This is a genomic window from Paenibacillus piscarius (assembly GCF_022234545.1).
In the GTDB taxonomy this organism is placed as follows: domain Bacteria; phylum Bacillota; class Bacilli; order Paenibacillales; family Paenibacillaceae; genus Paenibacillus_AQ; species Paenibacillus_AQ piscarius.
Genome location: NZ_JAIEUI010000019.1, coordinates 122178 through 148946, shown reverse-complemented (window position 1 = coordinate 148946; position 26769 = coordinate 122178). Strand labels below are relative to the sequence as shown.

Annotated in this window: 26 protein-coding genes; 3 read left to right on the top strand and 23 right to left on the bottom strand. The window is 54.6% G+C overall.

Going from position 1 to position 26769, the window contains the following annotated elements; all coding sequences use genetic code 11:
• The first annotated feature begins 268 nt into the window (after positions 1 to 268).
• Positions 269 to 832, top strand: coding sequence for a GNAT family N-acetyltransferase (locus K1558_RS25035; protein ID WP_238654676.1), 564 nt, complete (start codon positions 269 to 271; stop codon positions 830 to 832).
• A gap of 301 nt (positions 833 to 1133) precedes the next feature.
• Here K1558_RS25035 and K1558_RS25030 read toward each other — a convergent pair whose 3' ends face one another.
• From K1558_RS25030 to lspA, 3 genes are all read right to left on the bottom strand, one after another.
• The gene (locus K1558_RS25030; protein WP_238654675.1) at positions 1134 to 2387 is read right to left on the bottom strand and encodes an LL-diaminopimelate aminotransferase; all 1254 of its coding nucleotides are present in this window, start codon (positions 2385 to 2387) and stop codon (positions 1134 to 1136) included.
• A 100-nt stretch (positions 2388 to 2487) separates the two neighbouring features.
• On the bottom strand, positions 2488 to 3420 hold the full coding sequence (locus tag K1558_RS25025; protein WP_238654674.1) for an RluA family pseudouridine synthase: 933 nt from the start codon (positions 3418 to 3420) through the stop codon (positions 2488 to 2490).
• A complete protein-coding gene (lspA, locus tag K1558_RS25020) occupies positions 3413 to 3916 on the bottom strand; it encodes a signal peptidase II (protein WP_238654673.1) in 504 nt (167 codons plus the stop codon). The genes K1558_RS25025 and lspA overlap by 8 nt, the downstream gene beginning before the upstream one ends.
• A 239-nt stretch (positions 3917 to 4155) precedes the next feature.
• Between lspA and K1558_RS25015 the strand changes: the two genes are divergently transcribed.
• Entirely contained in the window at positions 4156 to 4884 is a 729-nt protein-coding gene (locus K1558_RS25015) for a TraR/DksA C4-type zinc finger protein (RefSeq protein ID WP_238654672.1), read from the top strand.
• A gap of 3 nt (positions 4885 to 4887) precedes the next feature.
• On the opposite strand, the gene K1558_RS25010 is transcribed toward K1558_RS25015, so the two are convergent.
• From K1558_RS25010 to K1558_RS24955, 12 genes are all read right to left on the bottom strand, one after another.
• A complete protein-coding gene (locus K1558_RS25010; RefSeq protein ID WP_238654685.1) occupies positions 4888 to 5199 on the bottom strand; it encodes a DUF5665 domain-containing protein in 312 nt (103 codons plus the stop codon).
• A gap of 387 nt (positions 5200 to 5586) precedes the next feature.
• Positions 5587 to 8679: an isoleucine--tRNA ligase gene (ileS, locus tag K1558_RS25005; RefSeq protein ID WP_238654671.1), complete on the bottom strand. Its 3093-nt coding sequence runs from the start codon at positions 8677 to 8679 to the stop codon at positions 5587 to 5589.
• A gap of 1161 nt (positions 8680 to 9840) precedes the next feature.
• A complete protein-coding gene (gene pseI / locus K1558_RS25000; RefSeq protein WP_238654670.1) occupies positions 9841 to 10893 on the bottom strand; it encodes a pseudaminic acid synthase in 1053 nt (350 codons plus the stop codon).
• Positions 10886 to 11443, bottom strand: a complete 558-nt coding sequence (pseH, locus tag K1558_RS24995) for a UDP-4-amino-4,6-dideoxy-N-acetyl-beta-L-altrosamine N-acetyltransferase (protein WP_238654669.1) — start codon at positions 11441 to 11443, stop codon at positions 10886 to 10888. Before pseH ends, pseI begins: the two co-directional genes overlap by 8 nt.
• A 2-nt stretch (positions 11444 to 11445) precedes the next feature.
• On the bottom strand, positions 11446 to 12558 hold the full coding sequence (pseG, locus tag K1558_RS24990; RefSeq protein ID WP_238654668.1) for a UDP-2,4-diacetamido-2,4,6-trideoxy-beta-L-altropyranose hydrolase: 1113 nt from the start codon (positions 12556 to 12558) through the stop codon (positions 11446 to 11448).
• The gene (locus K1558_RS24985) at positions 12548 to 14347 is read right to left on the bottom strand and encodes an N-acetylneuraminate synthase family protein (protein ID WP_238654667.1); all 1800 of its coding nucleotides are present in this window, start codon (positions 14345 to 14347) and stop codon (positions 12548 to 12550) included. Before K1558_RS24985 ends, pseG begins: the two co-directional genes overlap by 11 nt.
• Before the next feature lie 16 nt (positions 14348 to 14363).
• Positions 14364 to 15563, bottom strand: coding sequence for a UDP-4-amino-4,6-dideoxy-N-acetyl-beta-L-altrosamine transaminase (pseC, locus tag K1558_RS24980; RefSeq protein WP_238654666.1), 1200 nt, complete (start codon positions 15561 to 15563; stop codon positions 14364 to 14366).
• Positions 15550 to 16524, bottom strand: coding sequence for an NAD-dependent epimerase/dehydratase family protein (locus tag K1558_RS24975; RefSeq protein WP_238654665.1), 975 nt, complete (start codon positions 16522 to 16524; stop codon positions 15550 to 15552). The genes pseC and K1558_RS24975 overlap by 14 nt, the downstream gene beginning before the upstream one ends.
• Positions 16525 to 16535: 11 nt before the next feature.
• Positions 16536 to 17555, bottom strand: coding sequence for an SDR family NAD(P)-dependent oxidoreductase (locus tag K1558_RS24970; RefSeq protein ID WP_238654664.1), 1020 nt, complete (start codon positions 17553 to 17555; stop codon positions 16536 to 16538).
• On the bottom strand, positions 17552 to 18976 hold the full coding sequence (locus tag K1558_RS24965; protein ID WP_238654663.1) for a CDP-glycerol glycerophosphotransferase family protein: 1425 nt from the start codon (positions 18974 to 18976) through the stop codon (positions 17552 to 17554). Before K1558_RS24965 ends, K1558_RS24970 begins: the two co-directional genes overlap by 4 nt.
• 41 nt (positions 18977 to 19017) lie before the next feature.
• A complete protein-coding gene (locus tag K1558_RS24960) occupies positions 19018 to 19791 on the bottom strand; it encodes a glycosyltransferase family 2 protein (protein WP_238654662.1) in 774 nt (257 codons plus the stop codon).
• Positions 19792 to 19952: 161 nt separating this feature from the next.
• Positions 19953 to 20927, bottom strand: coding sequence for a CgeB family protein (locus tag K1558_RS24955; protein ID WP_238654661.1), 975 nt, complete (start codon positions 20925 to 20927; stop codon positions 19953 to 19955).
• 111 nt (positions 20928 to 21038) lie between these two features.
• Between K1558_RS24955 and K1558_RS24950 the strand changes: the two genes are divergently transcribed.
• Entirely contained in the window at positions 21039 to 21476 is a 438-nt protein-coding gene (locus tag K1558_RS24950) for a hypothetical protein (protein ID WP_238654660.1), read from the top strand.
• 103 nt (positions 21477 to 21579) lie between these two features.
• Here K1558_RS24950 and K1558_RS24945 read toward each other — a convergent pair whose 3' ends face one another.
• The 8 genes from K1558_RS24945 to sigG all read right to left on the bottom strand — a co-directional run bounded on the left by K1558_RS24945 (position 21580) and on the right by sigG (position 26657).
• Entirely contained in the window at positions 21580 to 22065 is a 486-nt protein-coding gene (locus K1558_RS24945; RefSeq protein WP_238654659.1) for a DivIVA domain-containing protein, read from the bottom strand.
• Positions 22066 to 22228: 163 nt separating this feature from the next.
• Entirely contained in the window at positions 22229 to 23011 is a 783-nt protein-coding gene (locus tag K1558_RS24940; protein ID WP_238654658.1) for a YlmH family RNA-binding protein, read from the bottom strand.
• 4 nt (positions 23012 to 23015) lie between these two features.
• The gene (locus K1558_RS24935) at positions 23016 to 23285 is read right to left on the bottom strand and encodes a YggT family protein (protein ID WP_274528839.1); all 270 of its coding nucleotides are present in this window, start codon (positions 23283 to 23285) and stop codon (positions 23016 to 23018) included.
• A 7-nt stretch (positions 23286 to 23292) separates the two neighbouring features.
• A complete protein-coding gene (locus K1558_RS24930) occupies positions 23293 to 23736 on the bottom strand; it encodes a cell division protein SepF (RefSeq protein WP_238654657.1) in 444 nt (147 codons plus the stop codon).
• The gene (locus tag K1558_RS24925; RefSeq protein WP_238654656.1) at positions 23736 to 24431 is read right to left on the bottom strand and encodes a YggS family pyridoxal phosphate-dependent enzyme; all 696 of its coding nucleotides are present in this window, start codon (positions 24429 to 24431) and stop codon (positions 23736 to 23738) included. The genes K1558_RS24930 and K1558_RS24925 overlap by 1 nt, the downstream gene beginning before the upstream one ends.
• 2 nt (positions 24432 to 24433) lie before the next feature.
• Entirely contained in the window at positions 24434 to 25288 is an 855-nt protein-coding gene (gene pgeF / locus K1558_RS24920; RefSeq protein WP_238654655.1) for a peptidoglycan editing factor PgeF, read from the bottom strand.
• 77 nt (positions 25289 to 25365) lie between these two features.
• The gene (locus tag K1558_RS24915) at positions 25366 to 25710 is read right to left on the bottom strand and encodes a YlmC/YmxH family sporulation protein (protein WP_238654654.1); all 345 of its coding nucleotides are present in this window, start codon (positions 25708 to 25710) and stop codon (positions 25366 to 25368) included.
• A 164-nt stretch (positions 25711 to 25874) separates the two neighbouring features.
• Complete coding sequence (gene sigG / locus K1558_RS24910; RefSeq protein WP_036690188.1) at positions 25875 to 26657, bottom strand: RNA polymerase sporulation sigma factor SigG; 783 nt, start codon at positions 26655 to 26657, stop codon at positions 25875 to 25877.
• Positions 26658 to 26769 lie beyond the last annotated feature (112 nt).

Below are 26769 nucleotides of genomic sequence, written 5' to 3'. Positions count from 1 at the left end.
CATAACGAATGAAATCCTGCGAATTAGCGAGCTAGAGTAAGAAAACTGAATCATAAGGAGGGAGGCGAACGCTGCCGCTCCTACAGTTCCAAAATCCCCTCCGCCGCTTCCACCTAAACGGTGCAACAAACAGGGCTTGCCATCCCACCGAGGGGGAGGGGCAGGTTGTGGGGGCACTATGTCGCTGCGCTGATAGTGCCACTTCCTACCCCCTATTTTGGTTAGGGGGCAGGGATTTGGTATGATAAACATCTGGAGGTGAAGGCGAATGCGGGAATATGAGTTTACTACTATAGAGCAGTGGGATGAGGCCCTGTGGAGGCGGATGGAGCGGGTTTATCATGAAGCTTTTCCGAGCGGTGCTAAGACTAAAGGGATACTCCGCAGTATGCTGGACCGGGGGATTGGTTATTTACATACGGGTGTGCATCAGGGGGAAGTGGTTGCGATGGCGGTGACCGGGCTGGTGGAGCAGGCTGCGGACCGTATCCTAATTATTGATTACTTGGCGGTTGACCGGGAACTACGTGGGTCGGGTGTAGGAACTTGGATGGTGGAGCAGATTACAGATTGGGCCAGGCAGGAGCACGGGGTCACAGGAATCATTATAGAAGCAGAGTCGGGGACTACGGAGGCTCATCAGGAGCGCATCCGGTTCTGGGAAAAGAATGGGTTTGTGCTGACCTCCTATGTTCATCATTATAGAGTGGTGCCCGAGCCGTATCAGGCGATGATGCTGCCGCTCACCGGAAATACGGATGTGCCGGATGATGGGGACGCGCTGTTCCGGTATATTAATGCTTTTCATCGGGTCGCTTACCGGAAGGGTTAGAGTGGCAGTCATTGCGGGCCGCCCGCCAGCTCACGGCGCAATGTAATCGGTTTTTCGTTTACATTCGGCCTACGCAGCGCCCCCAGTCGAATTGTAATCGGTTTTTCGATTACATTTAGCCTATGCGGCGCAAACAGTCCAATTGTAATCGGTTTTTCGATTATATTTGGCCCTACGCCGCGTGCCCAGTCCAATTGTGATCGGTTTTTCGATTACATTTAGCCCACTCGCCCTATCGCGGCGCACAATTCAAAAAAGCCGCCGCAGATTTCTCCGCAGCGGCTTCTTCACTACCTACATCTTAGAATTCAAATTCAACGTCGCTCAGGCGTCTTTGAATTTCGGAAATGACCCGCTTCTCCTCTTCCTCGCCTTTGGCGACGAAGGTAACGGAGAAGCGCACGAACGCACCGGCATCGTCCCAAGGCACGGTGGAGATCAGCTTCTCGCGGATCATGAACTGCGAGAAGTCTTCGCCGGATTCAAAACGGCGTCCGCCCTTGACGCCCTTAGGTGCGGCGACATACAGGAAGAAGGAGCCCTTCGGCTTCTCGGCCTTGAAGCCCAGGCTGTTCAGGGCATCCACCAGCATATTGTGGCGGCGGGAGTATTTGGCGGCAATCGCTTCAGTGATCTCCGGATGCGCCAGACCGTAAGCGGCGGCTTTCTGAATGGCGATGAACTGGCCGGAATCGTTGTTGTCCTTCACATCACTGAACGCCTTCACGATCAGCGGGTTGCCGGCAACGAAGCCGATTCTCCAGCCGGTCATGTTATAGGACTTAGACAGGGAATGCAGTTCAACGCCGACATCCTTGGCACCCGGTACGGACAGGAAGCTCAGAGGCTTCACGCCGTCATAAGTCAGGGCCGCGTAAGGCGCGTCGTGAATGACGACTACGTCATATTTCTTAGCCCAGGCTACCACTTCGCTGAAGAATTCAGGCGTTGCGCTTGCTCCGGTAGGATTGTTCGGATAATTCAGATAGAGCAGTTTGGCCTTGCGGGCTACATCCTCTGGAATGGAGCTCAGATCAGGCAGGAAGTTGTTCTCCTTCTTCAATTCTACAGAGTAGACTTGTCCGCCCAGATATTTGGTGTGGGTGCCCAGCACCGGATACCCCGGAATGGTCATAATCGTGATGTCGCCCGGGTTAATGAACACGGACGGCAGCATGGCCAGCGCCGGCTTCGAGCCGATGGAGTGCACAATTTCGGTTACAGGATCAATTCCGTCCACCTGGAATACTTCCTTCAGATATACTGCTGCGGCTTCTTTGAATTCAGGAATACCGTTATCCGAGTATCCGCGGTTCTCTTCCTTCGCAGCTTCGAGGGCAAGTCTGGCAACGATACCTTCGTCCGCCATCTCATCCGGCTCGCCTACGCCCATATCGATCAATTCGATGTTAGGGAAATCCTGCTTCGCGGAGGCTTTGGCGCGCTTGATTTTTTCGAATTTGTAGATGGAGGTGTCCTTGCCATATCGTTCGCCGCCGATGCGGTCTGCAAAATTCGTCTGAATGAAGGTATTCTGATATTGTTCAATACTCATATTCTTCTTCTCATCTCCTGGCCTAAATTGTGAAACCATGCTCTAAATATGAAGCAATTCCGGCCGATGTACCATGGATTTATACTCTATTGATTTGCACTTATCTGCTGCGCAGTGTAAACAGAACATCTTCCATATCTGCAGGAAGCGGTGCACTGAACTCCTTGTATTCGCCTGTAGCCGGATGCACAAATCCCAGTACCGCCGCATGAAGAGCTTGTCCGTTCATGGTGGTTCCCTTACTGCGCCCGTACACCGGATCGCCGACCAGAGGATGTCCGATGAACTTCATATGGACACGGATCTGATGCGTCCGTCCGGTCTCCAGTTGCAGCTCCAGCAGCGTACAATCCCCGAACCGTTCCAGCACATTGAAATGGGTTACGGAATGCTTACTGTTCTTCTCCGTTACGGTATAGAGCTTGCGGTCATGCGGATCACGCCCGATCGGTGCGTCTACCGTCCCCTTGTCATGGGACAGATTCCCGTGCACTACGGCAATATAGCGGCGGGTTACACTATGTTCCTTCAGCTGAGCGGCCAATGAGGCATGACTGGCGTCATTCTTGGCGGCCATAATCAGACCGGAGGTATCCTTGTCAATCCGGTGGACGATGCCCGGGCGGATCTCGCCGTTGATACCGGACAGGTCCTTGCAATGATACATCAGCGCATTGACCAGTGTGCCGGACGGATGTCCCGCTGCCGGATGCACGACCATGCCGCGCGGCTTATTAACCACAATCACGTCGCTGTCCTCATAGACTACTTCCAGCGGAATATTCTCCGGAGTCAGGTCGGTGGCTTCAGCTTCAGGCACGGTCACCTGTACCTTATCTCCTTCCGACAGCTTATAGTTCGCCTTGACCGGTGCGCCGTTCACGGTAACATGCCCGCCGCTGATCCATAGCTGAACCTGGGAACGCGAGACCTCGTCCTCCCAGGACTCTGTAATGTATTTATCGATACGCTCTTTGGCGTTCTCTACGGCAACCGTCCATTCGGTGACGTCGTCCTGATTCAAATCATTCATTCCCTTCTTTGACTTCCGGTGATTCCTTCACCTCGATGACTTCCTGCTCGCCCTTCACTTCCAGCAGCGTATCCAGAATAATCAGGCCGACCCCGATCACTATGCAGGAATCCGCCACGTTGAAGATCGGGAACGTATAGCTGCCGAAATTGAACATCAGGAAATCGACAACCTCACCATTCAGAATCCGGTCCAGGAAGTTGCCGACTGCCCCCCCAAGGACGAGCGCCAGCGCCGTTGGCAGCAGCTTGCGGGTCTTGCGGGTCTTATTCAGATACCATACGATACCGGCCACCACAATTACCGTAATTACAATGAAGAACCACTGCTGTCCCTGCAGAATGCCGAAAGCAGCTCCACGATTGCGGTGGGAGGTAATAATGAAGAAATCCTTAATCACCGGAATCTGCTCTGCGAGCTCCAGCCTTGTCGCAATCAAATATTTGGTACCCTGGTCAATCAGAAATACAATTAGCGCAATCAGAAAGTACACCACTGAAGTTGTCACTCCGTTCCTATTTTTCCCGCGGCAATGCGGTACGAATACTGTATAAAGACTTGTATATTGTAGCACAGGCCTCAAGATACCGTCTATTGCATGAGTATGCAGAGGGTAAGATCCGTGCACTATTTTCCATCGCTAAAAAAGCACAGCACAGGCCAAGCTATCGGTAGAAGAAACGGCCCGCCGGTCTCCACACCTGCGGCAATGCCACCGAAAGGAGTGCACCAGCAATGAGCCATCTGACACCACAGCAGCTCTCCGCGCTGCGTACCACCCTGCTGCAGCAGCAGAAGGAAATCAAGCACAGGCTGAGCAACAACGAACAATATGGGCTGCAGGAGTCCATGAGGGACAACACCGGGGAGCTGTCCGAAATCGACAACCATCCCGGGGATGCCGCTACCGAGCTGTATCACCGTTCCATGGATATCTCCCTGCTGGAGCGGGACGAGCATGAGCTGGACGATATTGCATCTGCGCTAAAAGCCATGGATGAAGGAACTTACGGCATCTGTGCCGCCAGCGGCGAACCGATTCCTTACGAGCGTCTGTCCGCGCTTCCCGCCACCCGTTTCACCAAGGAGCACGCCCCCCGCCAGAGCGCCCCATTCACCCGGCCGGCGGAGGAGGAGCTGCTGTCACCGCCTTTTGGCCGCACCAGTCTGGATGAACGGGACGATCAGAACGGCTTCGACGGCGAAGATGCCTGGCAGATTGTTGAGAGCTGGGGTAATTCAGATTCGCCGGCCATGGCGGAAGGGAACAACATCGATTCCTACAATGATATGGAGATTGAAGCGGACGAAACCGAAGGGTTCGTGGAGCCGTGGGAGAACTTCGTGGCCACCGATATTTCCGGCAATCATCTGATGATTATCAAAGGCAACAGCTACCGCCATTACATGGACGATGAGGAAGGCGACTATCTGCTGGACCCGACGAGAAAAGAGCGGCGGTAAATCTCAGAACGTCTTCAGCTCCAGCTGATGCTGGACGATCCGCACAATGTCAGCGATATAATCGCCGATAATCGGCAGATTCAGTGCCCCAAGCACCTGCAGGATATAAATAATCGTGGCTGCAAAAAAGGTAAATCCCAGCGCAATCCCCAGCCCTCTGGCCGCTCCGGAAAGGATATTCAGCCAGATCAGCTTGAACGGGGAATACAGCAGTTCGGTATACTCCGAGATCCGGGACTTCTCCATCTGCTGGGCCAGGCTTGTTGTCATCCGGTACAGCGCGTTCAGCTTCTCCTCCTGCGAAATACCGTCCAGCGCATCAACAGGCGGGTGTGGAGGAGTTGGCGGCTGTGGATGGTCCACTGGAGGGTGTGTTCCTGCCCCGCTTCCAGCGGTTTGCTGAATCTGAAGCCGCTCCTGCGGCGCATCCTGCTTCCTGCTGCTTGGGTCCGTTGTCCGTATGGAAATCCGGCCCGGCGCTTCAGGCTTCTCCGTCTGCGGTACCTTAGAATTCCCGTCCCCTCTGCCCATGCTCCTGCACCTCCTGATTCTCTGGTCGCCCGCACAACAAACGAGCCCTGTCAAAGAGAGTCTCTCTCTTCAAGCACAGGGCTCGTTGTTATGCAGCTAACCCGTAGAAGCCTTGTCTTTGCGGCTAGTATACACCAGAGCAGGGCAAGTCATGCAGGTCGATATATTTCCTTAAGCGCCGATATGAATGCCAATGCTCTTACCGCCGGCATCCACCATCTCATAGGTATAATCTCCGTCATACGCAACGGAAGTCACCAGTACATTCTCACGCAGCACCTGCTCGAAGGCAGTCAGCGCCGCCTGCAGCTCATCATCGACCTTCAGGGTTAGCGCTACCCGCTTGTCGATCGGCAGATCCAGGCGTTTGCGGTAATCCTGCACCACGCGCACGACCTCGCGGACCCAGCCTTCCTGCACCAGCTCCGGTGTGATTTCCGTGTTCAGAGCGACCGTCAGCCCGTAGCCTGAAGCGGAGGCGAAGCCGGGTTTGGCCTGCTTCTCAACCAGCAGCTCTTCGGCTGTAATCTGCAGCTCCTCACCGTCAGGGGATACAATGGCAACTACGCCCTCCTGTACCGCCTTGCGGGTCGCGTCGCTGTCCATTGCCTTGAGGAAGCCTTGCAGGAAGCCGACATTTTTGCCGTATTTCTTGCCCGCCACCTTCAGGTTCAGCTTCAGAGTGAAGTCGACGAAGCCGCTGTCGCTATGCTCGATCACAATGCGCTTCACGTTGATCTCATCTTTGATCAGCTCTTCATAATCCGCCACGTTGAAGTCATCATCGATGGAGGCAATCAGCTCGGACAACGGCTGGCGGTTCTTGATGCCGCTCTCGTTGCGGACGTTGCGGGCCAGCTCGACGATGCCGCGGGCGCTTTCCATGTCTTTTTCCAGACCCAGATCGATCAGTTGCTCATCCGCTGCCGGGTAATCCGCCAGATGCACGCTCTCTCCGCCGCCCAGGTTCGTGAAGATATCCTCGGACAGCATCGGAGTGAACGGAGCCATCAGCTTCGCCGTGGTCAGCAGAACATGCGTCAGGGTACGGTAAGCGTCCAGCTTCTCCTCGCCCAGCCCGCTGCCCCAGAACCGGTCACGGGAACGGCGGATGTACCAGTTGCTCAGCTCATCCACGAAGTTCTCGATCGCCTTGGAGGTATTCACGAAGTCGTTCACGGCCAGCCCTTTGTCCACCAGCAGAATCAGGCTGTTGAGGCGGGAGAGAATCCAGCGGTCCAGCTTATGCTCCGACACCTTGAACGGATGGTCCGCCGGGTCATAGCCGTCGATACCGGCATACAGCGTCAGGAAGGCATGCGTGTTGACCAGGGTATCCACCACCTTGGACTTCGTCTCCCCGACCAGACCGCGCGAGAACCGTTTATTGTTCCACGGCGCACTGTCGGACAGAATCGCCCAGCGGAAGGCGTCTGTGCCGTATTCGTTCATGATCTCCCACGGGTCGATGACGTTTCCTTTGGATTTGGACATTTTTTGGCCGTTCTCATCGAAAATGTGGCCGTGGGCGATAACCGCCTTGTACGGCGCTTTGCCCTTGAACAGGGTCGATACCGCCAGCAGGCTGTAGAACCAGCCGCGCGTCTGGTCGATTCCCTCGCAGATCATATCCGCCGGATACTGATCCTCGAAGCGCTCCTCATTCTCGAACGGATAATGACTCTGGGCGAACGGCATCGAGCCGCTGTCGAACCAGACATCGATTACTTCCGGGGTGCGCACCATGACGGCACCTTCGCTGAACGGGCTGCGCAGCTTGATGTTATCCACATACGGCTTATGCAGCTCGATATCCTCCGGCACTTCTTGGGTAGCCATCTCTCTTAGCTCGGCGATGCTGTGCGGCGCGAATTCCTTGCCGGTCTCCTGGCAGACCCAGACGTTCAGCGGCGTGCCCCAGTAGCGGTTACGGCTGATATTCCAGTCGACCAGCTCCTCCAGGAACTTGCCGAAGCGGCCTTCACGCACATGGTCCGGGTACCAGTCCACACTATTGTTATTGGCAATCAGCTGATCCTTGATCGCTGTGGTCTGGATAAACCAGCTGTCTGTCGCATAATAGAGCAGCGGCGTATCGCAGCGCCAGCAGAACGGATAGCTGTGCTCGTATTTCTCTTTATGGTAGAGCAGTCCGCGTTCGGACAGCACCTTCACGATATCAAGGTCACAATCCTTAACGAACCGTCCGGCAAAATCGCTGACAACATCCGTATACTTACCGGAAGCATCCACTACATTGACGAAGCTGATGCCGTTCTCGCGGCAGCTCTTGTAGTCGTCTTCCCCGTGTGCCGGAGCCATATGAACGATCCCTGTACCGCTGGAGTCTGTGACAAAAGCAGCCCCGACAATTACATTATGCTTCTCCGCCTTGATATAACCGAATGGCGGCGTGTAGCTCTGGCCGATAAAATCAGCACCAGTATGGGTAGACAGAATCGTGTACTCGCCCTTCAGCACTTCGTCCACCAGATTCTTCGCCAGTACGTAGACGCCGTCTTCCTGCTGCACACGTACATACTCCATGTTCGGGTTCATCGCCAGCGCCATATGCGCCGGAAGCGTCCAAGGCGTAGTCGTCCAGGCCAGGACATAATCCCCGCTGCCGTCGAGCTTGAACTTGGCCGTCGCACTCAGGTCCTTAACGGTCTTGTATCCCTGCGCTACCTCATGGGAGCTCAGCGTCGTCTGACAGCTCGGGCAGTACGGGCTGACCCGGTGGCCGCGGTACATCAGGCCCTTGTCATGCACGGTCGCCAGGATGTTCCATACACTTTCAATGTAAGTATTGTCCAGCGTTACATATGGATGATCCAGGTCCGTCCAGTAGCCGATCGCTTCCGTGAACTCGCGCCACTGCTTCTCGTAGCCGAAGACACTTTCCTTACATTCCTTGATGAACTTCTCCACGCCGTACTCTTCGATATCCTGCTTGCCAGAGATACCCAACTTCTTCTGCACGCCCAGCTCCACCGGCAGGCCGTGCGTATCCCAGCCCGCCTTGCGGATGACGCGGAAGCCCTTCATGGTCTGATACCGGCCGATGAAGTCCTTGATGACCCGGCCGAGCACATGCCCGATATGCGGCACCCCGTTCGCGGTCGGCGGTCCTTCATAGAACACATAATTCGGACGTCCCGCGCGGTTCTCCATCGATTTGCGGAACGTGTTCTCCTCGCTCCATTTCTTCAGGATCCGGACATCTCTGTCCCGGGCCTTTTCTTTGACATCTACCTTAAGCATAATGGTCAATCCCTCCGTTTAGTCTTAAACCTTATTCGGATTACATCCGAGCCTGTTTTTGCAAAACATAAACTTCTTTTAAAAGCTTTTCGATCCCTCCCAAACCCTCCCTTCGCCAAGGGAGGGCCCCAAGGGCTGGCCGCCCTCTGGACACCTGCAACAAGTGCATCGTGCTGGGAGAGGGGGCGGCGGACAGGAAAGGATTACTTCGGCGGGTGGACCGGCCCTTCTTAGGCTGCCCTGACGGGTTCGCCTGCGGGGCCTTAACTGCGATAAGGGCCCTGGCTCTTGGGCCACCCGCCCTGCGAACCCGAAGGGCAGACCGGGCGGGGGCCTCGCCCTTAGCTCTTGGCCACCCGCCCCGCGAACCCGAAGGGCAGACCGGGCGGGGGCCTGCACTTGGCTCTTGGGCCACCCGCCCTGCGAACCCGAAGGGCAGACCGGGCGGGGGCCTCGCCCTTGGCTCTTGGGCCACCCGCCCTGCGAACCCGAAGGGCAGACCGGGCGGGGGCCTCGCCCTTAGCTCTTGGCCACCCGCCCCGCGAACCCGAAGGGCAGACCGGGCGGGGGCAGCCGTTTGCTCTTGCCCGCCCTGCGAGTGGGCGGGGGCCCGCCGTTACCGCAGTTAAGGCCCCGCAGGCGTTCCCGTAGGGGAGCCTAAGAAGGGCCGCTCCCTCCGCAAACAGAATCCTTTCCCTTCCGCCGACGCCCCTCCGACCTCGATACGCACCTATTGCGGGTGTCCAGAGGGCGGCCAGCCCTTGGGGTCCCCCTTGGAAGGGGGATTTAGGGGGTTAGCTCACAATAACAAAAAAGCCCCGCCCCCAAAGGGGCGAGACAGCGCTCGCGATACCACCCTAATTTGCACGTAACGCTCACCGCATAGGCGTGCATTCAGTACAATCTCAGTCCGCAGGCAACAAGAGACCGGCGGGTCCGGGATAACGTCCGGCAGACGGCAGAGCTTACACACGCATGCAGCGCTTCAGCATAGCTTCTAGGGGAGGATCTTCCGGCAAGGCGTGAACAATCGGCTCGCAGCAACCGCCGACTCTCTGGAGAACGTTACCTTAACGTACTTATCCCGTCATCGAATTTGAGTTCAATAGATACAGATATGTTCTAGTTATAGACGTTTTTGCAGCAATTGTCAATACGGGTTTACAGCAGCAGGTCCCAGCTCAGCGGAGTCCCCATAGGCAGATCCCGCTTCATAGGTTTGCCAAGGAGCATTTCGTAGTATTTAGGGGCGAGGCCATATCCCGGACGGATGACCCGGATATTCTCAGGTGTCAGCACTTCACCGGCCTTGATATCCTTGGCAGCATAGATGGAACGGCGGAACTGAAGCGACTTCTCTTCCGCCTTCGTCGGGCCGATAGCGACTCCGCCGAGGGCCTTCCAGGCGGTATCGGTCTCCCGCACCAGCGCAGCGAACTCTTCGGGCTCCAGGGAGAAGGCGGAATCTACCCCACCTTCCTTACGGTCCATGGTGAAGTGCTTCTCGATGACGGTGCTGCCCAGCGCGACACTGGCGACAGCAGCTCCCACGCCTAGGGTATGGTCGGATAAGCCGACCTGGCATTGGAAGACATCCCGCAGGTAGGGAATGGTGTTCAGATTGGAGTTCTCGGGCGATGCGGGATAGCTGCTGGTGCATTTCAGCAGAACGTACTCCTTGCAGCCCGCTGCGGTGATGACCTCGACCGCCTGTTCAATCTCGCCCAGTGAAGCCATGCCGGTAGAGATGATCATCGGCTTGCCTTTGGCTGCCACCTTCTTAAGCAGAGGGATATCGATATTCTCAAAAGAAGCGATCTTATAGCAGTCCACACCCAGCTTCTCCAGGAATTCGAGCGAGATCTCATCGAAGGGAGTGCTGAACGGGATCATCCCGCGCTTCCGGCAGGCTGCAAAAATCGGTTCATGCCACTCCCACGGCGTATATGCCTCCTGATAGAGCTCATACAGGGATTTGCCGGTCCACAGACCGTTGGCATCAGAGATCATGAAATCCTTTTGCTTCGATTGAAGAGTCATAGTTTCTGGTGTGTAGGTCTGGATTTTGAACGCATGTGCACCGGCATCGGCTGCTGCCTGGACCAGTTCAAGCGCCCGGTCCAGAGACTGGTTGTGGTTGCCGGACATTTCCGCAATGATAAAGGGCGGATGCCCGCTGCCAATATGCCGGTTACCGATGGTGATGTCATTCATTCGCCTCTGCCGCCTCCTTTTTCAGCGCTGTGCTGCGTGCTTCCCATTGCTCCCGGAATAGACCCATCAGCACCACATCGGCGTAACGGTGGGGTCTGGCAATTTGTCTGCTCAACCGGCCTTCTTCCACGAATCCCAGCCGCTGGTGGTAGGATAGACTCTTTTGATTGAATTCGAGGATCTGCGCGTTTACCTTCCGCATCTGCTCATCCTCGAAGATCAGATCCAGTGCCAGAATGCCCATCGCCTTCCCCGAACCTCGCGGACTGCTCTGATCGCCGATATAGAAGCCCCAATCACAGGTACCATTCAGGCGGTCCAACTGTGTGAATTGAACAAGACCTATAGGCTTCTCCCGATAAAAGCATACCTTCACCAGCTTGCCGGCATCCTGTAATGTGGAATCCATCCATTTACAATGTTCTTCCAGCGGAATCAGCCGGTCATGGTTCATAAAAGGCCGGATATGGCCGCTATTCCGCCATTCCCATACCAGGCTGCTGTGTTCTTGACGGAGTGAATTCAGCTTGTAATCAACCAGGTCTGCCATCGTCAGTTCCCTCCTATAATTCTCGTAATGACCTCATCCCACCGGTCCTCTCCCATAAGCTGAAGCGCCTTGCCCGACATCTCCTTCACCTTAGCCGGATGGGCGAGCATGAAGTGCAGCCCCTGCTCAATAGCCTGAACAGTAACGTCAGAGGTCTCCCCCAGAGAGTAGGCTGCGCCCTGTTCATGCACCAGAGCGGTAATCTCCCGCTGATTATCCGCCGTCACAATGGTCAGGGAGGGCAAGCCCAGATAACACCGCTCCCAGGTGGTGCTCCCGCCCGCCCCAATGGACAGATCCGCCTTCCGCATCAGTTCAGCAATATAATCAATCTGACAATGATACTCTGCATTAGGCATCGCACTGCATCTTGTCGCAATGGCCTCTTTCCTGCCGTTCATACCGCCTAGGACCACATCCAGGTGCAAATGGGCAAAGGCCGGGTTCTGCAGCGCCTGCAAGGCTCTGAGCGTCTCACCTGTCGGATCGGTTCCGCCAAAAAACACCAGCACCCGGCCAACCCTCCCGTCCCGTTCCGCCAGCCGCTGCTTCGCCGAGCGGAATTCGGGCCGGAGGATGGTATACCCCGTACCCGTTAATTTCACACAGCTGTCCGGGACCAGACCCTGATACCGGTCCCTGGCACCGGACGCATTCGCATCCAGCAGCAGGCTGCATTCATGGGGCCGGTCGGCCAGGTCGTCAATCACTGCCAGCCTGTGCACATGCCGGCTCAAGGCCTGCTCCCATCTCCGGTCAATGCCGTAATGGTCAACGATCAGGCAATCCGCCGGGGCCGGCGAGGCCAGCGTAAGCCGCTGTACCGTCTCCAGCGCATCGGTTCGCCAGTCCGTCTGGAGCCAGAATGCCGCATAGGAAGGATCGTTAGGCTGCGGCAGCAGCTCTACCGCATAGCCCTTGCTTCGGATATATCCAGCCAGATTACCGGGAAGATCACGGCAAATGAACGTGACCTCCGCCCCTCTCTGCCTAAGCTCACCGGCTAGGGTAAGGCAGCGCATCACATGCCCCGTTCCCATCTGATAGGAGGAATCCGCCCGGATGAAGATTTGCATAGGACGGGATACCTCTGTCACAGGTCCGTTATGCATCATCCGACGCTCCTCTTACAGGTAATGGAGGCTTCTTTAACGTAGTAGCAGCATTCAGCTCCTGAACCAGCCGGGTATCATCCCGCCATTTCAGCTGTATTCCCCTGTTCATCTCCAGAACCTCCGGATGGTTCAGCAGATACGCCTGCAATTCACTGAAGGCAAGCGCTCTGGCCCCGATGTCCAGCGTCTGATAGATATGCTCAAGCAATTCCAGATCCGCTCTCTCATCCAGGGTTAGCCGCCAGCCGGGATGCACCCACTCTTCCGGCAAGAACGCAGCATTGATATTGAAGTGCCCGGGATTATTCAGAAAATAGAAGGACAGATACTCGGCATGGGTAAGCGGATCTGGATACTGCAGCAGCCGTCTGAGGGCTTCCACCGTATAGACATCCCCTACGGTGCCTACGGTCGATTCCTTGGCACAGGTGAAATCAGCTCCGCTCTGCAGATGCTGCCCGATCATATAAGCCATCATCTCCGGCGAGACTGCCGGAGAATCGCCTGTAACCCGCACTACAATATCCGATTGAGTCGCTTCCGCGGCACTCAGAAGTCTCGCCGCAACATTGTCGGGATCACCGGTAACGATCTTCACCCGGTTATTCAGGGTGAACTTCGTCAGCGGTGCATCCTCCGGAAGATCCGAGGTGGCCAGGACCACTTCGTAGTTGCCGGGGATGGCCAGACAATTAAGCAGACACCTCTCAATGGAGGCAATTCCGTGAATCGGGAGCAGCGCCTTCCGGCGGAGCCGGGTCGACTTCAACCGGCAGATCACGGCGATACATACCTTAGGCACCTTCACCATTACTGGAGTAATGGGGGTATTGGCCGGAATAACTGACTTGGCAATCAGGGGGAAGGAGACCTCAGCCTCCTGCGCCAGGAAGGCCTCCGGTACAGAGGAGCGTTTATAGCGGATGTTACCTTTGCTGATCAGCTCCCCCGGCCGGAGCTCCTTGCCGGAGACAATTCTCAGGGTGGAGTCCTCCAGATATTTGCGCTCCGACTGGCGGATCTCCAGGCTGCCCCGCACCTCTTCGGCTCTGCGCAGCTTCTCTACCATCAGTCTGAATTCCTGCGGCTCCAGCGATGAATAGTAGTCTGTGCCTTTGGCCGCACGGTTCAAGGTGATATGCTTCTCAATCACATCAGCGCCCAGCAGATAGGCATACACCGGCAGGTCTACTGCCAGGGGATCACCGCCATCCACATGGTCGGCGAATCCGACCTCCAGCCGGTATTTATGCTTCAGGTGGGCGATCCGGCTCAGGTTGGAATCCCGGGGGTCTGTAGGATAGCCCTGAAAACCGTGCATGAGAATAACCGGCCCCTCATGGTGGCCTCTGATATAGGACAACCGGTCATCCAGTTCTTTCTCATACCAGCCCCCTACACCGATAATTAACGGCTTGCCGAAGTCCTTCAGCACCTCAATCAGCGGGCCGGACTGCAGTACGGTTGTCGGCAATTTCACCCCGTCCACCTGATCGGCAAGCTCAGCCAGCAGGACGGCCCCCCATTCATCGTAGAGGTCGATCCAGATCTTAAGGCCCAGGCTTCGGGCAAGCTGCACCGAATCACTCCATACCTGCTTGCCGATCGCCAAATCCTTGTACAGCTGATAATAGCTGAAGTCCGGTGTGGCGAGGCTGTCATAATGGAACCACTGAAATTTCACACCGTCCGCGCCGCTGTCCGCAGCAGCCACGATCAGCTCCCGCAGCCGTCCGGGATCGCCCATATGGGCATTCGCGATTTCGGCAATCACGTTCACATTAGCCACTTCAATCCCTCCTGTCTCACTTTATAGAATAGTGGCTGATCACCTTCTTCACCGCCGCCACCACGTCCATGACATCCTGGGTCTCCATACCGGCATATAGCGGGAGGGTGATGAATTCCTCATAACAGCTCTCAGCAACAGGGCATAATCCCTTCCGGAAACCAAGGCTCTCGTAATATGGATGCAGGTAGGCCGGAATGTAGTGGACGTTGACTCCGATATTCTCCTTCTGCAGCGCCTGAAAAACCGTTCTCCGCGTTGCCGACAGCCGGGAGAGCCGGAGTCTGACAATGTACAGATGCCAGCTTGACGCAGCGCCCGGAAGCTGCCGGGGAAGAATGAGCTCCTGGACGCCGCCCAGCTCCTTCGTATACAAGGCGGCAAGCTGCTTACGCTGCTCGATGAAGCCGCCGATTTTGCGCAGCTGGGAGATGCCGAGTGAGGTCTGGATATCTGTAATCCGGTAGTTGTATCCGAGGAATTGCATTTCATAGTACCAGGGGCCGTGATTCTCCCTTAAACGGCGCTCATCCCTGGTGATGCCATGGGTTCTGAACTGCAGCAGCTTCTCATAATAGAGCGGGCTATTGGTCGTGATCATTCCGCCTTCTCCCGTTGTTATATGCTTTACAGGATGAAAGCTGAACATCGTCATATCCCCGATTGACCCTATACGGGTATTCTTATATTCAGCCCCAAGCGCATGGGCCGCATCTTCGATGACGATCAGATTATGCTCGCGGGCAATCTGCAGAATCTCATCCAGATCTGCCGGCTGGCCTGTGAAATGAACGGGAATGATGGCTCTCGTCCGCTCTGTAATACATTCCCTGACCCGGGCCGGATCGAGATTATACGTCTGCGGGTCAATATCGGCGAATACCGGGACACCTCCCTGATACAGCACACAGTTGGCTGTCGCAGCAAAGGTCATGGGGGTGGTAATCACCTCATCCCCTGCTCCGATTCCGGCTGCATAGCAGGCTCCATGAAGTGCCGCTGTGCCGCTGGAGAAGGCGACGGCATACTTCGCGCCGGTGAAGGCGGCGATCTCTGCCTCAAATTGCTCAATCGCCGGGCCGCTGGTCAGATAATCGCTTTGCAGCACCTTCACCACCGAGGCGATATCCTCCTCGTCAATCACCTGCTTGCCGTAAGGCAGATAGTGGGCGCGTACCGGCTTACCGCCGTCGATGGCCAGTTTATTTTTCTTCATGTGGGAACGGCTCCTTCCGGTGAAAGGTTTCAACAATCCATTGCTCCGTCTTCCGGATCCCCTCTTCTATCGTTACCTTCGGGGTCCAGCCCAGCTGCTGCTCCGCCTTGCCGTAATTGCATAGCAGCTTCTGGATTTCGCTCTGCGGATGGATATGGGTCACATGCTTCACAGGGGCTTGCCCATCTGCAATGAGCGCTGCCAGCTGATTGACCGTAATATCCTCCCCCGTGCCTGCATTCACAATTTCTCCATTCAGCTTATCGCTGTAGCCTGCCTGGACCACGAAATCGGCGCAATCCTCCACATACAGCAAGTCCCGCGATTGTGTGCCGTCACCATAGATATTCAGCGGCTCGCCCTTCAGCTTGCTGTGAATGAAGATCGCCACCACGCCGCCCTCGCCGCCTGTCTTCTGATAGGGTCCATACGTGTTAAACGGTCTGACGACCACTACCGGCAGGTTATACGCGAAGTAATAGGACAATACCATGTTCTCTGCGGCAATCTTGGCACCGGCGTACGGAGAGGCAGGCCGTATAGGTGACTGCTCATCAATCCCCTGCTCACTGCCGGCTCTGGCGTAGACCATGCAGGTGCTCATGAACACCATTTTCACCTGGTGCCGGCGGCATTCCTCCAGCAGATAAAAGGTTGCTAACGTATCATTGTTAAACGTAGTCTCCGGATCATCGATACTGTCCTGCACATTAATGCTGGCTGCCAGATGGTAACACAGATCGAAGGAGATCTCCCGGAAAAGCTGCTGCAAGGCAGCTCTGTCCTTAAGGTCCATCACCTGAACCTTCTGCAGATGCTCATTTGCTTCATACTCCTTCAGATTATCCAGAGAGGAGTTCGCCAGATTATCGATGACCCATACTCTTTGTCCATCCTGTAACAGCCGTCCGACCACCCATCTGCCAATGAACCCTGTACCGCCGGTTACGAGTATATTCATAATAGCCTCCATTAGATTAGATTTTGTTCCAGCACCAGTGCCTTCACCTGCTCCTTCGTCAGCGGCACCGCTCCCTCTGAGCTGTAGGTGCCCGGCTCCGGCCGGCCTGCCTGCCGGTAAGACTGGCGGGAGGCATAGGGAGAAGGGACAATATAGACATCGGGCAGCTCAAAAGCATTTAAGGATTCCTCATACGTCATCAGCTCTTCGTACCTTTTCTCCCCCGGCTTCAGGCCAATCTCGGCAATCTCCACCGCAGCCCGGGTCCCGAACTTCTTCGGTGCCTCCTCGGCCACCACCTCAGCGAGATCCTTAAGCCTGATCACGGGCATCTTCAGAATAAACGTCTCGCCGCCCTTGGCCATGATAAGGGACTGGACAGTCAGCTTCGTCGCCTGCTCCAGTGTCATCATGAACCGTGTCATCGACAGATCGGTTACGGTGATGGCCTTGCCTTCCCGGGCCTGCTTCACAAACAACGGGATCACAGAGCCCCGGGAGCCCATGACATTGCCAAAACGTACCGTGCAAAATACCGTCCGCCCCCGCCCCCCCAAGGTATCCGCCGAAGCGATCAGCTTCTCCGCCGACAGCTTCGTAGCCCCATAATTATTCGTCGGTGAAATGGCCTTATCGGTGCTGGTGAACACGACCTTCTGCACCTTCTGCCGCTTAGCGGCCCGGATGACGTTATGGGTGCCGACAATATTCGTGAGCACAGCCTCGAACGGGTTGGATTCACAGAAGGATACATGCTTCATCGCTGCCGTATGGAATACGTAATCCATATCCTCCATCGCTGCCAGCACGCGCTCATAATCACGGACATCGCCAATCAGGCAGCTTAGCTTCTCCTGACCGTTCACTTCATTCTGCAGCCGGAACTGTTTGTATTCATCTCTGCTGAGAACACGGACGGCTTCCGGCTCCTGCTCCAGAAGGTGCTTTACAATGCTTTTTCCAATCGTGCCGGTTCCGCCTATGACCAGAATTTTTTTGTTTCTGAAGAAATTTCTGTTCTCTCTTGTCATAGCGTCGCTCTCCCATGTATTAGAGCATGCAGCAGATCGGCCAATAACCTGCCGGAATGGCGGATCTGATAGGCTTGCTCCAGGAATCTGTTTTTAACAGCCCGGTAGTTCATCTTCTCCAGGTTGCTGGCATAATAGCGGGTAATGATGCGGGTTAATTCAGACGGCTCCTTTCCGGTATACCGTTCAAGGGCTTCATAGTAGAGATATTCACGGTTGGCCTGGATGAAGTTGTAGACAAACACAGGTTTGCCGAACAGCAAGCCTTCCAGAGCAACAGTCGAGACGGTGGCTACCATAGCATCCGAATGCATTATCAGCGCACGTGTGTCCGCCTTTTTATCAGTCACCACATGGATATTGGCATAGATGGAAGCAAGCTCTGTGTAGAGTGCTATCCGCTTCTTGGAGAGCTCCCAGGGATGGGGTTTGATCAGCAGCTGAAACCTCGGCTGTGCAGCAAGCTCGGTGAGCAGCTCCCGGACCTTGGTTTCATCCAGCGCGGGTCCTGTGGCAAACAGCAGGGTAATTTTGTGCGGATCAAGCCCGTAGGTCTCTCTGAAGGTTTTCTTTGCAGCAGGCTCAGCAGTGAAAATGTCATCATACCGCGGATGTCCGGTAATCACGATCTGCTCTGCTGCAACTCCCCGTTCCCGGTACCAGTCCTGCTCCACCTGCCCGTAGATGCCGATGTAGCTGGTGAACACAGGCATGAATGCTTCCTCGCCCATCAGAATGCCATGCTGGAGGCACACAGTGGGGATTCCCTTCATCCCCGCCACCACGGCCAGAGCCCGGCTGACTACATCCTCTGTCGTCCCTACCATTACAGCAGCTACCGGAATCTGCTGGTACAGATTACAGACCATTTCAATAGCGTCAATGATCGCAGGAATCCGCTGAATGAAGGTCTGGCAGAAGAAGGTGTTGCTGAAGGCAGGGTGGTTTGTATAAGCGGCGAAGATGCGGGCAGCCTGGCGGATCAGCTCTTCAGAGACAGACCGGGAATCCTCCTTATAGTCCAGACTGTAGATATTAGGGATTCCGTACAGCTCAGTGGCCCGGGAACGGGACAGAATCATGGCCTGATCCCCACTGAAATGCTCACGGATCGTTTTTTCAGAGATTCGGATATAATCCAGATTAATCAGTATTTTTCCTTCAAGTTTGGACTTCACAGGCTGATAGAGCGGTGATAGCTGTCTCTCAAAAAAAGGCTGGATCTCCTGCTGCTCGTCAATACCGGGGTGCTTCAATTTCTGCCGGAAGGTGGTGCTTCCCATTTCGCTCCTAAGCTCATCATCAATGAGCTGATAGAAATTGACCATGAGCCCGAGCGGGATATTCCTGTACTTCAGCTCCTCTGTTGCCTGGATGAATTCACTATAGAGCGGCCAATAATTTTCCAGATAGATAGACAATCCGTTCGTCCCTCCTTTACTTGCGCGCTGGTGCAGCGCCTCTATTTCTTTTGCTGCATGGATCTTAAGCTTTCTCTTAGTTCCTTGCAGGTCCGCTGCTCGGGAAGCAGCTGAATGAACCGGCTTTTCTCCTGATGCTGTAATTGATAGTGAATGGATAATTCGGTGATATAGTTATCATCCAGCACCTCGTCAATGGGATGGAACTCCCAGAACTGATTCAGCCGCCAGAAAAAACGGCCGTCGCCAATCCGGTAAAATTCGGGATTCTCATCCCAGTAGGAGCCAAATTTCTGCTTGATTACAGGGAGAATGGCGCTTCTGTGCATTATGGAGCAGTGATCGATGACGCAAGGGGCTACCGGGACAATCTTCTTCGCCGGTCTAAGCAGGGTTTTGGTTACTTCATTGTGTTCATTCAAATAATTGACCAGCGATGCCGAGTAGGCAATCATCACCTCAGGCTGCTGCTCCATATAATCTACCATCCGCTCCAGTCTGGTATTTCTATAACAGTTATCATCGGTGGCATAAGAGATATACTCACCCTCTGCCGTATGCAGGGCCTGGTTGATAAGCGCAGCGTACCGGACCTTCTCCACCCGTTGCTCCAGCGTCTCTATATCGCTTTTGTAGAACTTGATTCTCTTATCTTGGAGATAGGGCTCTATTACTTTCTGAGTTTCTGCATTCGAGTTATCATCCATCAGATAGAATTCAAAGTCGGTAAGCGTCTGGTTCAGTATGGATTCAATGGACTTTGCGATATATGCGGCCTTGTTGTAGCTGGTCATAATGACCGTAACTTTTGGCAATTGGGTCCCTCCTTCGCTGTTTACTTGCTATCATATGTCTCCTTCCTTGAAACGTTATAGGTTAGTAAACTAACTTTTCAAATGAGGGACAGAAGGACATGGCAAAAAACGCCAGACAGAATGAGCTGTCAGGCGTTTAGTCCGTCCGGGAAATCCGTCTATTAATCTTGAATGGTCTCTAGCAGCTGCTGAATGCGGTGCTCGAAGGTATGTGCCCCCAGTACCCGTTGCCTCGCCGCTTCGGCAATCTGCCTGCGCTCCTGTCCGTGGTCCATATAGTAGCGGAGCTTCTGCAGGAAATCCTGCTTATTCTGGTAGGAGATGATCTCTGTTCCTTCCTCAAACTGTCCGCCGAGCCCGATTCTGTAGTCTGTAAGCTGGAAGGCTGCACAAGCGGCTGTATCATAGGTGCGGTTGTTGATGCTCTGGGCTGCCACCCCCATGCGGTTGCGGTTATATCTCTCGTCAGATAGGCGGTGAATATTCAGCACAATCTTCGCGCCGTTATAATAATTCGCAGCCGTCTCCGGCTTGACCCAGGCATTGACCAGGCCGATCCTTGGCCCCGAATGCCGGCTCCACTCCTGAACATACCTGCTCCACCCCCTGCCTACGAGCTGAATGTGATAATCTGTGTCTGCCAGCAAGACGTCTATCAGCTCAATCCGGTTTCGGTAAGGCACGCCCACCAGACATAGGTCACTTTCAAACTCTGCGGAGACCGGCGAAGGAGCAAAGAGAGCAGGATCTGTGCCCAGCGGCAAATGATAGACACGGGAATGGCCCAGCGCCTTATAATGCTCCAGTGCTGCCTCCTCAATGGTGAAGATGTAATCGAAATAACCGGCAATCGGCACGGTCCAATCCATGTAATAGGGGTCCTCGGTCATCCAGACAGCCGATTTCACCCCCGACTGCCGGATGAATTCCAGCACAGCCTTCGGGGTCCTCACCCCGGCCATGAGCAGAATGAAATCCGGCTGCCGGAGTTGCTGCTTAAGCCTGAATACACTCTGCACACTGCCCGGCTGGAACGATGCACAATGATGCCCGGCCTTCTGCAGGGCCCCTGCAATCCGCTGTTCAAAAAAAGAATACACACCCTGAAAGCCTGAAGTTATCAATAGAATATTCATAGTTTCACCACCATAAGTTCCGGTATTTTTCCAAGTCATAGGATGTTGTCTCTAACATAATATTCACTCAAAACATAGGATGGAACTATGCCATCACGGGGAGGTGAAAAAATGCCATATACCCTAGTTGAATTTGCCAGGAGTGTCGATACCAATCTATCGTTTGGATCTACCATTCCAATCGACGGGACCCAACGCCTGATTTTAGAATTCGGTATGCCTATTTCTTCTCCAAACAATTTTGTAGAGCTCACTACAACGGTTGGCTGGTTAGTTACGAACGTGTTTGCTACACCACCCGTTCAGCCCACACTGTTGCTTGAATTGCGTCTGAATGGAATCCTCGTAGGCAGTGCTGAACAATCCGCCATCCCCTCCGATGAGGATGATCCTATCCGGATGACAACCATGTTCCAGACGATCCTTACCGATCTGCCTGAAGGCTATTATGCGTTTCAAGTCTTTGCCTCCAACCTGGAGGATCTCTTTGGCGAAATTAATTTGGGTGGCCCTACCCACATTACAGGCAAAGTATTCGTACCCGTCTAGCGTGCACACCAAAAAACTCCTTGGCCGAGGTCTTGACCGACCTTCAGCTAAGGAGTTTTGTATGCAGCTAGTGTATAGAGTTCAAGTTAATCCCGTCCTATGCTCAAAGCAGATTCTCAGTGACCTCGCGGCTCTCCAGCGCATTCCAGTCATCCTGGGACAGCAGCTCCAGCTGAGCCTCCAGCAGCGTACGGAAGCGGGTGCGGTAGATGGAAGCCTGCTTGCGCAGCTCCTCGGTCTCGATCGCTATTCTGCGCGATTTAGATAGCGCTTCATTGATGATCCGGTCCGCGTTCTTCTCGGCTTCCTTCAGAATCAGCTGGGATTCCTTCTTGGAATTGTTCTTGACATCATCGGCAGCCTCCTGGGCCACCAGGATCGTCTTGGACAGGCTCTCTTCAATATTGACAAAATGATCCAGGCGTTCCTGGAGGGATAACAGCTGGTTCTGCAGTTCCTTGTTCTCACGGATCACACTCTCGTAATCCTTAATCACCTGATCCAGAAATTCATTGACCTCATCTTCGTCATAACCGCGGATTCTCCGGGAGAATTCCTTGTTATGTATATCGAGCGGTGTTAATGGCATGTGGTGCACCTCCTAGAAATTTCGGACATCAATGGTCCCTGAGCGATGGTTCTGTCCTGAAGTCAATCATTGAACGGCCAGTATCTGCGCCGGAGCCGCTGCATGATCGGCATCCCCTGAGACTATCAATTTCGACAAGGAGGGCTGTAATCCTGCAAAGGCCTCAGACAAATTTGCCTGTTAAAATCCGGTAACGGCCTTTCTTCGTAAGCCCGCTAACCTCCAGCAACTTGAATCGTCCGAAGCCCTGGATCGACACCATATCCCCCGCCTTAAGCGGAGCCGAGGGGTCCTCCTCCACCTTCCAGTTCACCCGCACCCGTCCGGCCTTAATCGGAACAAGAATCTTGCTCCGGCTCAGCCGGGTCATATCCGCAGCAATTCCGTCCAGCCTCAGCGAGGCCACGGTGAATTCCATCGTCTCCAGCTTCACCTCACGGCTCCGCAGTGCAGAGAGCGGCAGAATCTCTGTACTGACATTCACCCGGTGCACCCCGGTCAGGTGAATGGACAGGTATTCTGCAATATCAGCAGCCACCACCACATGGCAGCCGTCTTCCAGCACATGAATGTCACCAATCTTGCCTCTCGTGATGCCAAGCCCAAGGATCGCGCCCATATAATCCCCGTGCTCCAGCGAGAGAAACTTCTGCTCGCCCGAGGTGATGGACAGCACACGCAGCCCCATATCCTCCTCTGTCAGATCACGGTAATCCGGAGCCACCAGGGCCCGCTTCCGCTCGGCATCCGAAGAACCGCCTTCCCACCGTACAATGACATCGGGATGGCGGTTCACCAGGCTCTGCAGAATATAGCCCTGCCGGGGGTCCAGGAATTCAGTCAGCTTCGTCTCATGGTATTCTCCGGCATTCGTAACCCATTCCCAGGCCTTGTCCACAAATTGCCGCTCGTCCGGGTGGAAATGCCCGTAAATTTCATTCTTCATCGGATTAGCCGAAGGCCATGGCTACTAGGGAATTCAGCCCAATCACCGCAAACCTTAGAACGGCGATTGCTATAAATGGTGATATATCAATCGTCCCGAACAACGGCGGAATAATCTTGCGGAACGGTGCAAGGAACGGCTCCACGAGCCTGCCCAGCAGTTCGCCGATAAAGTTCTCCCGCAGATTAGGCAGCCAGGACATAAGAATATATATAAAAATCATGTAATAGTAAATTGTGAATAGGATGTTAATAATTGAAGATATTTCGTTCAAAGCCTGATCACCTCATTTTGTTGTAATCTTGTTCGTCGCTCAGGATCTCTGTAATGGAGCCTTGGATCTCCACAGTGTCCGGGGTACACATAAATATATTGCCCCCAATCTTAGAAATTCCTCCACCCAGCGCGTAAACAGTTCCGCTCAGAAAATCGATAATCCGCATCGCCTGATCATTGCGCACCCGCTGCAGGTTGATGACTACGGTGCGGTGGGAACGCAGGTGGTCGGCAATCTCCTGGGCCTCGTCATACGAACGTGGCTCATAGAGCACTACCTTAACATTCTTCTGTGAATGGATGCTGACGACGTTGCTCCGCTGATTTTTGCGCGTTTCTACAGGGGCGGGCTCGTATTCATCCTCATCCCGGGATATCTGCTCCCGTTCCACAACTTCCTCTTCCTCCTGCAAGCCCAAGAAACTCATAAACCGGTTCATCACGCCCATCAATCTCCCTCCTCATGACCTACTAATACCGTTCCCAGACGCACCCGGGTGGCCCCTTCCTGAATCGCTACTTCAAAGTCATTCGACATGCCCATCGACAGCTCCCGGATCGGCTCAGGTGTCAGGCCCAGCAGATTCAGGCGGTCACGCAGCTCACGGAGTCCGCGGAATACCGGGCGGGTCGCCTCAGGGTCTTCCTCGTGAGGAGCCATGGTCATTAGTCCGATGACCTTCACGCGGCTCAGCGGGGCAATCTCCCGCAGGAACTCTTCTACCGCTTCCGGCGCCAGACCAAACTTCGTGTCCTCCCCGGAAATATTCACCTGCAGAAACACCTTCACATCCAGCCCGGCGGCATCCGCCTTCTTGTGCAGCTCCCGGGCCAGCGATAACCGGTCCAGGGAGTGGATATATTGAAATTTACCGATAACGTCCTTCACCTTGTTGGTTTGCAGATGCCCGATGAAATGCCAGGTTCCTTGGTCGCCAAGCGCTTTCCATTTGGGCTCCGCATCCTGCCAGCGGCTCTCCGCGATCTCGGTCAGTCCGGCTTCCAGACATGCGGCAACCGTATTCAGCGATACGTACTTCGTAACCGCAATCACCTTGACTTCACTTACATCCCGGCCGCTGGCCGCACAGGCTTGTGCAACACGCTCCAAGACAATGGCTTTTCTCTCCTGTAGTGAGGCCAAATTCAACGCTCCTTTATTCCAATCCAGCTCGTCATTCTTCCGGTAACCCCGTTCTCCTTCCGGTAGGAGAAGAACAGATCACTGTTACAGCTTGTACACCAAGTTGTACATTCGATATGAATCGGCAATATTCCTGCTTTTATCATAATGCGTTGGTTCATTTCTTTCAAGTTCAGCATCGATTTGCTGCTGTCCTTCGCCGAGCGTCTATATAATTTCCGCGTCCCTGCCTCCGTGTCCGGCTTCAGCCCGGTCTCCATCCGGCGGACATGATCCATTACAACATCGTCTACCTCATAACAGCATTCACCTATGGAAGGACCTATTGCAGCTCTTATCTCCTCCGGACGGGTTCCATAGACCAGTTCCATCCGCTGCACCATCGCTGCCGCTATCCCGGCTACGGTTCCTTTCCAGCCCGCATGGGCCAGACCAACCGCCTGATGCGCCGGATCATAGAAGAACAGCGGAACACAGTCGGCATAAAAGGAGGTCAGCAGCACCCCCGGCACACTGGTCAGCAGCCCGTCTGTCGCCTGAAAGGCGGAAGCCCGGTCCAGACTGCCTCTGCCGCGGTCCTGCTCTGTAATTACAGCTATATCAGTACCATGGGTCTGTTCCCCGCAGGTCCAGTCCTCCAGCCGGAAACCGAGGCTTGCGGCCAGCAGCCTCCGGTTACTGAGCACATCCCCCGGATCATCGCCGACATGCAGGGCGCAATTGAAGCTGTCATACGGCTGTTTCCCTGTGCCGCCTGCTCTGCCCGTGAACCCTGCTGTGATCTGACCGTACTGCTCCCGCCACGGCTCCAAATGCAGCAGCTCTGGTACGGATTCAATTTTCATAAACGGTTCCATCTCTTCACCTCCGTCTAAGTGTAACATACCTTTCCCGCTATGATTTACCCGCTTCCGCAGAAAAAAGACGCACCCGGTCAATAAGTGCGCCGTTCACTGCGGTCCGGACGTTCGAGATACATCAGCTCCCGCTCCTCCTGCCCCTGGGGGCTGCGGGGCTCCTCCAGCTTCACGAGTACAACATCTGCCCCGATCTTGACGATGTTCCGCCACGGAATGACGAGATCAGTACCGCCGCCGAACAGTCCCATGAACCTTGTGTAGCCCGGCACAATTACCGCATCGATCACTCCCCTGCGCAGATCGAGCTCCAGATCACTGATCTGGCCGAGCCGCTTGCCGTCCACAATATTGATGACATCCTTGGTTTGAAAATCGGAGATTTTCATTTTTCTCCCTGTTCCCGCCGATTCTTCATTCATCCTGCCACCCCTGTACATTCAGACCTATAGCTCAGTATATGTCCCCAAGGCTTGGCCGCATGACTCTATTCACAAGTGCCCGTGCACTTCCTTACATACAAAAGGATATCCCGGACTGCCGCTGCTGCCGCCCTCCGGAATATCCCGTTCATCTGCTGTGTGGGTTAGGACTTCACATGCTTCTGCATCTGCTGGATCGCCGACTTCTCAAGCCGTGAGACCTGGGCCTGGGAAATCCCAATCTCGTCAGCGACCTCCATCTGCGTCTTGCCTTCGAAGAACCGCATCGATAGAATCCGCTTCTCGCGCTGCCCGAGCCGCTGCATCGCTTCCCGGAGGGCAATCTCTTCAATCCAGGAGACATCCTTGTTCTTGTCGTCGCTGATCTGATCCATCACATAGATCGGGTCCCCGCCATCATGATAGATCGGCTCGAACAGGGATACCGGGTCCTGGATCGCATCCAGGGCGAAGACCACATCCTCTTTCGGAACGCCAAGCGCCTCGGAAATCTCAAAGATCGTCGGTTCGCGCGAATTCTGGTTCGTCAGGCTGTCACGGACCTGCAGCGCCTTATAGGCAATGTCCCGGAGAGACCGCGATACCCGGATCGGGTTGTTGTCCCGCAGGTAACGGCGGATCTCCCCGATGATCATCGGGACCGCATAGGTAGAGAACTTGACGTTCTGCGATAAGTCAAAATTATCGATGGCTTTCATGAGTCCGATGCAGCCTACCTGAAACAGATCATCCACGAACTCTCCACGATTGTTGAACCTTTGAATGACGCTCAGCACCAGCCTAAGGTTGCCGTTAACCAATTTCTCTCTGGCGGATCGCTCGCCCTGCTGCTGCAGCGAAGTGAACAATGCCCGCATCTCCACGTTCGTGAGAACCGGCAGCTTGGCGGTGTCCACACCGCAAATCTCGACTTTATTTCGGGTCATGATGATTAACCTCCCAAGGAGAAACATTACTGTACATTATCTCCCCGGCAGGCCATTTTATTCCTTGACCAACAAAACCCAATTTTGATTTTTATTAACTTTTATATTTATA